The organism is Protofrankia sp. Cas8 (assembly GCF_963555845.1).
Lineage (GTDB): Bacteria > Actinomycetota > Actinomycetes > Frankiales > Frankiaceae > Protofrankia.
Genome location: NZ_CAUVXI010000179.1, coordinates 1 through 11,509 on the forward strand (window position 1 = coordinate 1; position 11,509 = coordinate 11,509).

Annotated in this window: 8 protein-coding genes and 2 pseudogenes; 7 read left to right on the forward strand and 3 right to left on the reverse strand. The window is 65.6% G+C overall.

The genetic code is table 11. The features are described 5' to 3' along the window. Positions 1–431: 431 nt before the first annotated feature. The 4 genes from U9977_RS20905 (at position 432) to U9977_RS20920 (ending at position 5,073) form a co-directional block, all read left to right on the forward strand. A complete protein-coding gene (locus U9977_RS20905) occupies positions 432–1,769 on the forward strand; it encodes a UDP-glucose/GDP-mannose dehydrogenase family protein (RefSeq protein WP_322750985.1) in 1,338 nt (445 codons plus the stop codon). 544 nt (positions 1,770–2,313) lie between these two features. Beyond that, the gene (locus tag U9977_RS20910) at positions 2,314–3,216 is read left to right on the forward strand and encodes a polysaccharide lyase (protein ID WP_322750986.1); all 903 of its coding nucleotides are present in this window, start codon (positions 2,314–2,316) and stop codon (positions 3,214–3,216) included. A gap of 171 nt (positions 3,217–3,387) precedes the next feature. Then, entirely contained in the window at positions 3,388–3,822 is a 435-nt protein-coding gene (locus U9977_RS20915) for a hypothetical protein (RefSeq protein ID WP_322750987.1), read from the forward strand. A 162-nt stretch (positions 3,823–3,984) separates the two neighbouring features. After that, positions 3,985–5,073 carry an MHYT domain-containing protein gene (locus U9977_RS20920; protein ID WP_322750988.1) on the forward strand — a complete coding sequence of 363 codons (1,089 nt, stop codon included), beginning with the start codon at positions 3,985–3,987 and terminating at the stop codon, positions 5,071–5,073. A gap of 461 nt (positions 5,074–5,534) precedes the next feature. Here U9977_RS20920 and U9977_RS20925 read toward each other — a convergent pair whose 3' ends face one another. After that, positions 5,535–7,823 carry a bifunctional serine/threonine-protein kinase/ABC transporter substrate-binding protein gene (locus tag U9977_RS20925; protein ID WP_322750989.1) on the reverse strand — a complete coding sequence of 763 codons (2,289 nt, stop codon included), beginning with the start codon at positions 7,821–7,823 and terminating at the stop codon, positions 5,535–5,537. Positions 7,824–8,079: 256 nt separating this feature from the next. Then, positions 8,080–9,042: a polysaccharide deacetylase family protein gene (locus U9977_RS20930; RefSeq protein ID WP_322750990.1), complete on the reverse strand. Its 963-nt coding sequence runs from the start codon at positions 9,040–9,042 to the stop codon at positions 8,080–8,082. Positions 9,043–9,268: 226 nt separating this feature from the next. On the opposite strand from U9977_RS20930, the pseudogene U9977_RS27165 reads away from it, so the two are divergent. The 3 genes and pseudogenes from U9977_RS27165 (at position 9,269) to U9977_RS20950 (ending at position 10,922) form a co-directional block, all read left to right on the forward strand. Further along, positions 9,269–9,660 (forward strand): annotated as a pseudogene (locus U9977_RS27165) (RNA polymerase sigma factor). A 289-nt stretch (positions 9,661–9,949) separates the two neighbouring features. Further along, on the forward strand, positions 9,950–10,399 hold the full coding sequence (locus tag U9977_RS20945; RefSeq protein ID WP_322750991.1) for a Rieske (2Fe-2S) protein: 450 nt from the start codon (positions 9,950–9,952) through the stop codon (positions 10,397–10,399). A gap of 214 nt (positions 10,400–10,613) precedes the next feature. Then, positions 10,614–10,922 (forward strand): cupredoxin family copper-binding protein, encoded by a 309-nt coding sequence (locus U9977_RS20950; protein WP_322750992.1) that lies wholly within the window; start codon positions 10,614–10,616, stop codon positions 10,920–10,922. A 388-nt stretch (positions 10,923–11,310) separates the two neighbouring features. Here U9977_RS20950 and U9977_RS20955 read toward each other — a convergent pair. After that, positions 11,311–11,509 (reverse strand): annotated as a pseudogene (locus U9977_RS20955) (hypothetical protein); the annotation flags it as partial.

Below are 11,509 nucleotides of genomic sequence, written 5' to 3' on the forward strand. Positions count from 1 at the left end.
CAGTACGATCCGATGCGGTCGATCACGGAACTGAGCACGTCCATTGCCTAACGGTTTCCCTCCGGAGGCTTGCCGAAAGACCTACCCGAGAAACTGTAGATGTCCGTCGGCCTACCCTCTTCATGTCGGCCAAAGAATGGTCGTCTGACGTGAGGGCCGAACAACCCCCACTCCCGATAGCAGTGCGGGGGGCACGTTAGCAGTGTGACGCAAATCGCACGGACACCGGGGGTGCCGTTGCTACCGAACGCGCTTGTACCGCTACAAGAAACGTCGATTACGTTGAGTAATTTTACTTTAGGTTCACCAAGTGCAAGCATAATCTTTCTTCTCCGCAGCCCATGGTCCGAACGTGATGCACGTTAACGGATCATGTCAAAGCTGCGACACCCAAGGTAACATTACTGTCAACTGGGGGTTTGCAACATATCATGGAAGCAACAACAGTTGTCGGTCCGTTGAGAATTTCAGTGATCGGAACCGGCTATCTGGGCGCGACCCACGCCGTCTGCATGGCCGAGCTGGGGTTCGAGGTCATCGGTGTCGATGTGGACCCGAACAAGATCGCCCGTCTTGCCGCCGGTGAAGTGCCCTTCTTCGAGCCCGGACTGGAGGAACTGCTCCGCAAGAACCTGGAGTCCGGCCGCCTGTCCTTCACGACCTCCCTCGCGCAGGCCGCGACCGGGGCCGACGTCCACTTCATCTGCGTGGGCACTCCGCAGCACCCCGGCTCGAACTCGGCGGACATGCGTTACGTCGACTCCGCGGTCAGTGGACTGATCGCGGGCGGGCTTCGTCCCGGCTCGCTGGTTGTGGGCAAGTCCACGGTTCCGGCCGGAACCGCCGCCCGGCTCGCCGACTGGCTGGGCGCCCAGGCGCCCGGGGTAGAGCTCGCCTGGAACCCCGAGTTCCTGCGGGAGGGCTTCGCCGTCGACGACACGCTGCGCCCGGACCGGCTCGTCTTCGGCGTGCGGGCCGACGGCACGGCGCAGGAGACGCTGCGCCGGGTCTACGGATCGGTGATCGACGCGGGAACTCCCGTCGTCGTCGTCGACTACCCGACCGCCGAGCTTGTCAAGGTCGCGGCGAACGCGTTCCTCGCCACCAAGATCTCTTTCATCAACGCCATGGCCGAAATCTGCGAGGTGACCGGAGCCGACGTCACCCACCTGGCCAAGGCCATCTCGTACGACACCCGGATCGGCGGCCGCTTCCTGCACGCCGGCCTCGGTTTCGGCGGTGGCTGCCTACCCAAGGACATCCGGGCCTTCCAGGCACGCGCAACCGAGCTCGGCGCAGGTGAGTCCGTGAAGTTCCTCGCCGAAGTGGACGCCATCAACCTCCGCCGGCGCAGCCACACCGTCGCGCTCGCCACCAGGCTCCTGGGCGGGCGCGCTACCGGCAAGAAGGTCGCGGTCCTCGGCGCGGCCTTCAAGCCCAACTCCGACGACATTCGTGACTCCCCGGCACTGGCCGTGGCGAGCGCCCTGCACCAGGCCGGTGCAACCGTCGCCGTCTATGACCCGGCCGCGATCGAAAACGCCCGGCGGATGTACCCGGACCTCACGTACGCCGACAACGCCGTCGACGCCGCGACCGATGCGGACATCGTCCTGCACCTCACCGAATGGATGGAGTTCCGCGAGCTCGCCCCGGCCGCCCTGACCGCGGTCGTCTCGACCCGCACGATCATCGACGGCCGGAACACCCTCGACCCCGCCCAGTGGCGTGCCGCCGGCTGGGAGTACCACGCTCTGGGCCGGCCGTAGGCCCGTCGGCGACCTGCTCCAGCCACCCGATCCGTCCAGCCGTCCAGCCGTCCAGCCATCCGGTGTCGGTGTCGGTGTCGGCCGGAGCGTCATACCTTGATCGGTATGGCGCTCCGGCTCGGCCGCCGCTCCGACAGGCGAACGGATCGGCAGGCGAACGGATCGGCAGGCGAAACGATGCGGACAATTGCCGGGCCGGTGATCGACGAGTTTCGTCAGCAGCATCCGTACAATCACCGTGAGAATCATCTGCCGCTATAAAGATCCCGGCCGGCTCGGCGAGATCGCACCCGATCGGGCGCCGCGACAGCCGATATTCCGCGAGTCCGCCGTACTGGTACCGTAGGCGGGAGAATTTCGGAATTGACTGTGAATCTGGTGATCATACATACAGTGATCATGAGTACAGCGGCGGACCGCCGGGGGTCGACAGATGAACGATGGGAACGGATCGTACCTGCCTGACGTACCTGGCCCGTCAACCATCCGGTCAACTGACCGCGGGATCATTGTTCCATCACCGCCGGCCCGAACCCGACGGGCTGTGCTGGGTTCGGCACTCGGCCTGCTGGGCGTGGCCGCGGCGGGTTGTTCGAAGCCCAAGCATCCCTTCGACCCGGCCAGCGAGACTCTTCCACCGGACCCCGCGGCGCCATCCGGCGCCGCTACGAACGCGGCACCGCAGTTCTTCGACACCGGCGCCGCGGATTTCTTCGGCAAAGGTCTCGTTCCGGAGCAACGCGCGACCTTCGGTCTGGACCGGGCGCAGATACTGCCCTCCGACGACCCGCGTTTCCAGAAGATCGTCCGGGTATCACTGCCGGCGGGCGACACGTTCAACAACCCCGATGCCGAGGTTTACAACGACGGTAACACCTATGGCGGCTCCCAACTGTTCGTCGCTATGGACGGCCGGCCGACCTACGAGATGTACCTGCGCTACTACGTACGCTTCCCGCATGATTTCGACTTCAACAAGGCGGGAAAGCTCCCCGGATTCTACGGGGTCATCTACAACAAGGGCGAGGACAAGCGCACCGACACCGACCGAAATGGTTTCGCCAGCCGGTTCGCCTGGCGAAAGGACGGTGAGGGCATTGTCTACTCGAACACCGCCCGCCCGGACACGCCGATCAAGGTCTCCGGCAAGAAGACGTGGACGTGGGAGACCGGCAAGTGGATCTGTGTCGAGCAAGGCGTCCGGATGAACTTCGAAACCGTCTCCCAGGGGCTGCTGGCGGTCTGGATCGACAACAAGGACACTTTCAAGGAACACGGCTATAACCCGCGTATCTCCGACAAGGTCCGCATCGGTGGCATCATGTTCTCGGCCGTGTACGGCGGTGGGGACCGGTCATTTGCGCCCAAGACGGATACCACGATCGATTTCGCCGCCTTTGCCATGGCAGAACAGCGAGTGGGTCCCCTGCCCGACCCTTCGCGCTGAGATCCACCCCCTGTTGCGGGGTGCGCCGATTTCGGGCACACGGCGTGCCGTACAACTACACGGGGCGACATCCACGGTAGAACGTCCTCCATCCGCATGTGAGTAATCCATGGTCCTGGAGGCGTCATGTTCCCGGTTGCCCCGTTTCACCCCGAGTCAATCAGATTCACCGTGCGGAGACGACAGGTCCGCCGACGGAGCCTCGTCCGGGGCGTCGCACTGGCGATGGGCCTGCTGGCCACATTCGCGGCCGTTTCCTGGGGCTCACCCGCGGTCGCCCAGACGCGGGCCGGGACTCCACTGCCCGCGACGCACTGGTACATGGTCCCCACCGCCGCCAACGGCTGCCAGCTCAACCTGCGGTCCGGTCCGGCAACCGGCTACCGCCTGATGGCCCACCTTGGCGGTTGCGCGAGCGGACCGTGGTGCTGGTACCAAGAGCGTGACTGTGCCCGTGGAACGGTGGACGAGGTGATCGGCGGGCGCTACACCTGCCTCGACGGGCAGCGCCGCGCCGTCACATCGGATCGCTGGACAGTCGTGGCGCTGACCAGCTCCAGGTGGGCGTATGTCGCATCCCGCTGCGGGTGGGCACGCCAGCTGTGACCGACTGGGGCGATGCCAGCGAACCCTTCAGGTGCTAGCGAACCCTTCAGTTCACTGATAGTTAGCACGTTGCCACAGAGATGACTACCAAGTGCTTATCGGACGCTACGAATAGTGGTAAGACGTACGGTGACAACGGCGTCACACGTAAGGAATCCGATGATGACCACGGTTCGCCCTCTCGGCGGCAGCGCAGTGGAGAACCTCGCTGCCGCCCACGCTCATTTCACGGCAACATACGACCTGGGATTTGTCGGTCTGTCCTATCTGCTGGCCGCCGTAGGTTCGTTCGCGGCCTTGGCGAGCGCGGCCCGCATCCGCGCGACCCGCGGCGGCAGGCGACTGCGGTGGATCACAGTCACCGCAGTGGCGCTCGGCGGCGGAGCGGTCTGGTCCATGCATTTCGTCGGCATGCTCGCCTATCATATCGGACCGGACATCACGTTCAATTTATCTGAAACACTGCTGTCCCTGGGTATATCCATCGCCGGTGCCGCCCTCGGCCTCTGCGTCGTCGGGACCAACCCGTTCAACACGACCCGGTTGATTACCGGCGGGGCGTGCACCGGATTTGCGATCACAGCGATGCATTACACCGGCATGGCGGCCATGCGCACATCGGGAACCGTGACCTACCGAATGCCGGTCGTCGTCCTGTCCGTCCTCATCGCGGTGTTCGCGGCCACCATGGCGTTCTGGATCGCCCTGCACGGTGTAGGTCGCGGGCCTGGTCCACTCGGACTTCACCGAAGCGCCCGGGCCGACCTCCAGACGTCGTCGGAGGATGGCACCTTCCTCGGTTCCCTGGGCGGTGCCCACCACGTCATCACAGCGTCCGCAGTGATGGCCCTGGCCGTATGCACGATGCACTACACCGCGCTGGCGGCCACCCAGGTCACACCCGAGCCCAGCCTGCGCCCCCCGCTTGGATTCGATCCGTACTCGCTCGGAATCCTGACGACCTTCGGATCATCGATCATCCTGTTGTTCATCATTTTCGCGGCGCTCGGCGGAGTCGGCGAACCGGAGCTCGTCATTCGGCGCATCAGACCGAAAGGGGGGCAGCGGCCGTCCCGCGTCCACCGGGATCCCGCCGGCCGGGGTTCACCTGACGAGCGGTTCTTCCTCGACAAACCAGCCGGGATCAACGTCGATGAAATCGCCTTTGGACGCGGTCGGACCGTCCATACCCCCGCGAAGCAGCCGGCCACGGCAACGCAACGCCCCTCGGGGCTGCCGCGCCGACGCTGATCCGAGGGTCAGCGTCGCGGCGCCCGGCCAGAGCGGGTGGACCGGGCGGCAAGCCCTGGCTGGCACTCCGCCAGATGCGTGTCAAAACCGTTCAGGTCCTGCCAGGTGACATGGCAGACCCGGCAGTGAGTGGCGTCCGGGTCGGTCCATCGGGCGCTGCAGCCACCGCATGATGCAGTCACCGGTAGGTCACGGCCTCGGGCCGGCTGACCGGCATTGCGGATCGGCAATGGCAGCATCGGCTGGGCCCGCCGCGGCGCGCGGGTTGACGGGGTTTGGCGTCGGATCGGCACCCGGTCATCCTGTCTCAGAACGTGACAACCGTCGCGCAACCTTTTCCGACGGGTGTGGCAACGAGACTCAACGCCTCCCGCCAATACCATCCGTACAGGAAGGACTACGCAACAGCGTCCACCGATCCTTGACGGTGGCCGCCCCAGCGAGGCCGTCGCCGACGCTGGTCAGCCATTCCCGCGGACCAGATCCGCAATATTGCCGAGAAGCTTCCGCCGCCCGTCCCTGACCTGGTAGAGGTAGATATCACTACCCAGCACGTCGCCGGTCGCACTGAATTGTATTTTTTTCGTGATGCCCTCGAACGCGAATCCCCTGATAAAGTCGGTATTACGGAAGGTGTTGACAACCGACTGACGGGTGACATGTCCGCCGAGGCCCTTCAGGACCTGGATGACGACCCCGACGGCATCGTAGGCGTCGGCGGCGTAGAAATCCGGCTCCGTACCGGGGGAAGTAAGCCTGGCGTAGGCTTCGACGAACCGCTCCGCCTCCGCACTGCGCGGAAAAATCCCGGCGACTTCACGACATGGACAGGTGAGATAGACACCTTCGACATTTTCCTTTCCCGCCTGCCTGATCAACAGATCCTGGTTACTGCCGTCGCCGCTCATTATCGAGCCCTTGAAGTTTCGGCTCCGGAGAACCTTGATAACCTCGGCGAACTCCGCCGAGTAACCGGCGTAGTAGACCAGGTCGTACGAATTCACATCCAAAGGAATCTTCGCGTAGTCAGCGCCCGAGGTGACTTTCAGGACGGTCGTGGCGACCGTCAGTTTTTTTTGCTGGCGGATTCTTTCGAGGTGTTTTCCCAGCTCTTCGGCGAGACCCTGGCCGTACGGATTGCTGTCATCAGAAACCAGCAGGATCTTCCGGGCCTTGAGTATCACCGTCATGTACTCCGCGGTCTGCGGCCCCTGCGCCGTATCCGGCGGAACAATCCGGAAGAAGGTGTGTCCAGCCAGATCCAGGTCTATCAGCCCCGGCGCGGTGGCCGACGGGCTCACGGCCACCAAGCCGGCATCGGAGTATTTCAATATGCTGGTCTCCGCCGGCCCGGAGAAGGTGGGGCCGATGACGGCCACGACACGCTGATTGTCGATGAGTTCCTGGGCGGCGCGGGCACCCTCCGCCGCCAGGCCCTGGTCGTCCGACTCGGCTATCGCCAATCTGAAGGGAAGATCCGGATCGTCGTTCGCAACATTGACAGCGGCCTGAGTGCCCAGGAGCATACTGCGACCGAGCGCGGCGTTCGCACCGCTCAACGCACCCTGGAAACCAATCACGTACGTGGGTTTCACGACCGGTCCGGGATCATCCACAATGGATGGGATGGCGGCGGCCAGGATTGCAATCACCGCAAGTGCGCCCAGGCTGGTCACTATCCGAACACGGGGCCGCCACCGACGAAAAACCCTACCGGGTCCGCCCTTTCTCTTTTCTTTCTCCTCTTCCTTCTTGCCCAGAGTCGACGGGTCCGATTGGGCCGGCAGCGGCTCCGACGGAATGATCTTCAGGACGGCCGTGTCGACGGACACGGTAAGGCGCAGCAGCCGCTCGACCGCCTTTTCCCGCTCCGGCCCGAAGACCTGGTCGCGAAGGATCTCGGACAGCAGATTCTGCGGCTCCTGCTCCAGCGCATGATCCTGCAACAGTCGGTGTAACAGCTCCCCGGTCAACGGCCGCTGCTCGGGATCCTTGTGCAGCGCCGCGGCGACCAGCGGGCGCAGCCCGCCATCCAGATCGGTGAGGTCCGGCTCCTCATGCACGGCGCGGTAGAGCAGCACATCCCGCGGCCCGTCCCCGTGCGGTCGCCGGCCGGTGCCCGCATACGCGATCAGGCCGCCCCAGGCAAAGACGTCCGCAGCCGGAGTGACGCTGTTGTAATTCTTGATCTGCTCCGGTGCCATGAACGCCGGCGTGCCGAACAGGCCTGTCTGCTGGGTGGCCGCGGTCGTGGCGTCCACAGCACGGGAGACCCCGAAATCGATGATTCTCGGGCCCAACGGGGACAGCAGCACGTTCGACGGCTTGAGATCGCAGTGCACGATCCCGGCGTCGTGAATAGCGATCATCGCGACCACGACCGCCACCGCGAGTTGATGAAGCTCAGCACCTGCGAGCGGACCGCGGCGCTCGACCGCCGCACTGAGCGTCGGACCGTCCACAAATTCGGTGACGATGTACGGCTGCTCGGCGTCGGCATCGACGTCCAGCACCGGAGCGGTACAGAACGGCATGACCTGCCGAGCGTTCCTCGCCTCCCGCCGGAACAACGTGCGGAACGTGGGGTCGCCGGCGATCTCGGGCCGGATGGCTTTGAGGGCGACCACCCGACCGTGGGGATCCTCAGCCCGGTAGACGATGCCCATGCCCCCGGCACCGAGCCGACCGTGAAGGACGTACGGGCCAATCCGCTCCGGATCTCCGGGGGACCGCCCGGCGGGAGTGGTCACGATCGCCCGGCGGATCGGACGGCAAGAAACAGGACTACCGGCCCTGCCACAGCGCAGGACAAGCAGCAGGCAGCCGGCCCGCGCCGCCCCATCATCGGGATCCTCCTGTCGCCAATGACCCGTAGTCTGCCATCACAGCGACGCGGATTGGCCGCGGTAGGTCAGAACGGGACGTGACGGCGTACCTCGGTCCGATCAACCGCAACCGGTTCTCCGGCCCGTTCAGACGGTCAAGCCGTCAGGCGGTCAAGCGCTCTCAGGCAGAGCACTTCGAGATCAGGCAGTCGGAGAGTCGGACGAAGCGGAAGCCGGCTCCGCTCAGTCGGGGCAGCGCGGCGGCCATCCCCTTGGCGGTACCGCCAAGGGGATGGTTCATATGGCCGATGATGATGGATCCCGGTCGTGCCGTGAGAACGGCCTTCTCAACCTGGTCGGGCGGGTAGGTCGCCCCGGCATCGCCGTTGACGTCAAAGTTGACGATGTGTTCATCGAGGTCTGCCACGATACGCGTCGCGATGTCGTCGCAGTGTGCCGTGCCCGCCCGAAAGAACCGCGGCGGACGTCCGAGGAGCGCGCTCAGTTTGTCCCGGTTTCCGGCGACCTCGTCGAACACCTCGCCGGCATCATGTGTACCCATGATCCCGTAGGCGGACTGACCGGACACCGACAGCGGGCGATGTTGTGTGCCGTGGTTGCCGATCTCGAACAGCGGATCGGCTGCGAGCTCGGTGAAGACCGGACGGTTGGCGTCAATCCAGCGGGAGTTGAGGAAAAGAGTGGCGGGCACCCGCTGCCGACGAAGGAAATCGATCAGCTCCTGATCGTAACCGCTGCCGAGCGGCCCGCCACACGCATCGAACGTCAACGCGATCGTCCTGCCCGTGGTGGGCGGCAACATCGTGGTCACGCCGGGAACGTCAAGGCCCCAGGCGACAGGCCGGATGGAACCGTAGCGGGCGATCACCTCATCGCGGGTCACCCCACCCGCCACCGGTGTCGGTGTCGGTGTCGCTGTCGGGCTGGCCGGCACCGGGCGGGTCGAGGACACGGCACCCACCGACCCGGGCGGATCGGGCCGCGGCAGCCCCCGACGCCCCCGCCATGGTCGGGTGGAGACGGGCTCCGGCACGCCGGGCGATCCGCCGTGCGGCGCGGCGCAGCCAACAAGAAACGGACCGGCCACGCCAGCCGCCAGCAGTGCCCGGCGACTCAGTGGCAAGCTGTCCCCCAATGCCGATCGGCCGCGACCATGGTTACCGCTCGAACCCGAACCATCGGGGCCGGGTAGGACCAAAGGTCATGAGTATGACGTCATGAGTGTGACACAGCAGCCCGCTGTCCCGCCTGAACATGATCCTCTTGTCGAAGGTGTAACCCCGCTGGCTATCTGATGGGTGCAGGGAAACGTCGGCGACGAGACGCCGTCCCCGGTGCCGCATCTGCACGTGGTGTCCGACGACACCTACTCGGGCTGGGAGGAGATCTACCGTGACAATGCGGACCGGATGTACCGGATCATGTACGCGAAGGTCGGTAACCGGGCGGACGCCGAGGACCTGACAGCCGAGGTCTTCATGGCTGCGCTGCGTCCGCTGCGAGTCTCGGCAAGTGTCGGTGAGGTACGGGCATACCTGCTTGCGACCGCCTGCGCGGGCCGAGGCCATCCTGACGGAGTTGCCGCCGCGGTACCAGCGCATCCTCCGGCTGCGGTTCCTGGACTCGCATTCGGTCCGAGAGGCAGCGGCCGAGCTGGGGGTGAGAGTGGCCGAACGCAAAGGTCCTCCAACACCGGGCCTTGCGCTATGCGGCCGAGGTCGCCCAGAGGACGGAGAGGTGAGGATGCGCGGCGCGCGGAGGTTCATTGACGATCTGATTGGTGAACGTCGCCCGACGCCGTTCCGCGCCAAGCCCGAGGATGTCGCGCCGATACGGACGGCGATCGTGCTACGGGCCGCGCGGCCGGGCGGTGACGCGCCCCGCGCGGAGTTCATCGCGGAGCTGCACCAACGGCTGGCGTCCGCCCGGGGGAACCTGAGGGCTGTGGATCTGCAGGTGACGGTCCGGCAGGTGACGGTGCGGCTGACGGTGCGGCGGCGCCACGGCGGGCCGGAACGCGTCGGCGATTCGTGCAGGGGACGTCGGTGGCTGCCGGTGCGGCCGCCATCGGCGCCGGCCTCGAGCACCTGTGGGAGGACGGCGGCCCCGCAGCGGAAACCGTCGTTGCGGCGGGCGGCACGGTGGTGCCCAACGTCGGGGCCTGGTGGACCGTCGCGACCAGCCAGGACCTGCCGGAAGGAGGAATACGCACGTTCGACCTCGGCACTGTGACCGGATTCGTGGAACGTGTCGGCGGCCAGGTGCGCGCCGTTTCCGGTGTCTGCACACATCAGGGATGCCAGCTGGCGTTGGACGCTGCGGTGCGGCGCCTGAACTGCCCCTGTCACCGGACTGTCTTCGCCATGACCGGCGAGGTGGTGCGGTCACAGTTGCGACCGCCGCCACGGACGCTGCCGGAACTGGAAGTCCGTGAGGCCGGCGGCGTTGTGCAGATCTACGCCCCCCCGAAATCCCTCTGACGATCGGGTTCCGCCCGGCACGCCGTAACCGGACGCCCTATCTACAGGTGAGCGGTCTGCACAGGAATCGACCACGACACGACTGACCACGACAAGAAGGCCCGGATAACGGGCCGGACAGGGACGTAATGACAGGGTTTTCCACTGGCCGGTACTGCACGAGACGTCTGGTGACTGCCGCGGTGCTGACGGCGGGAGCAACCGTGCTCGCAGCGTGCGGTGGGTCCACGCAGAACGCACCAAGCACGCCAAGCACGCCAAGCACGCCGACGGCGCCGGCCATGTTTCCATCAAGAACTTCGCGTTCTCACCGGCGACGGTGACCGTACCGGCTGGCACCACGGTCATCTGGACAAATGAGGACTCCGACGCACACACCGTCACCGACAAGGGCGGGATGTTGCATTCCCCGACGTTGGATACCGGGGCCACCTATCAGTACACCTTCACCACGCCCGGCCAGTACTCCTACCTGTGCTCCATCCATCCTTTCATGCTGGGCACGGTGGTGGTGACGCCATGAGCAATATCCGCCCGGGTATGACACGCAGGCAGCGCCCAGGATAGGCGCGGCAGCCTTTAAGTAACTCACCCGTCCTGCGTACGACAGCCGCGGTGCTTGCCGCCGGCGCGCTCGGCGGTTTCATCCTGTCCCGGACGGTCGGCGTCTTCGGGTTCGTCGAACGTGGTCTGCAACCCTCGCCTCAGGCAATCGCCAGCATCCTCCTGGAAATCGCGACCCTGCTGACGCTCGCAGTCCCCATCGCCGGCCACAGGTGGCCAGTCCGCAGCGTAATCGGCCAGCACCGCCCGGCCGGCTGACCGCACCAGGACCGCCCCAGGACCGCCCCAGGACCGCCCCAGGACCGCCGACCGCACCAGGGCCGACCACTCCCCGCTATCACGTGCTCTCAGGGAACGCCGCCGAAGAGATCGTCTCCGGGGTTATCTCGCTTGTCGTGGATCGTGCGGCGGTAGGGGTTGCGTCGGGGGGTGCGGGTCGGGTCGATCCATCCCGAGGGGATCCATTCGGGGATGCCGTCGGCACCGATCCGTACCTGCCAGTCACTGTGATGTGACATTCGGTGGTGCTGGCCGCAGGTCAACACC

What these genes read in the sequence shown, in the direction of transcription:
- U9977_RS20905 (WP_322750985.1), top strand. Translation starts at nt 432, where the DNA reads ATGGAAGCAACAACAGTTGTCGGTCCGTTGAGAATTTCAGTGATCGGA.
- U9977_RS20920 (WP_322750988.1), top strand. Translation starts at nt 3,985, where the DNA reads ATGACCACGGTTCGCCCTCTCGGCGGCAGCGCAGTGGAGAACCTCGCT.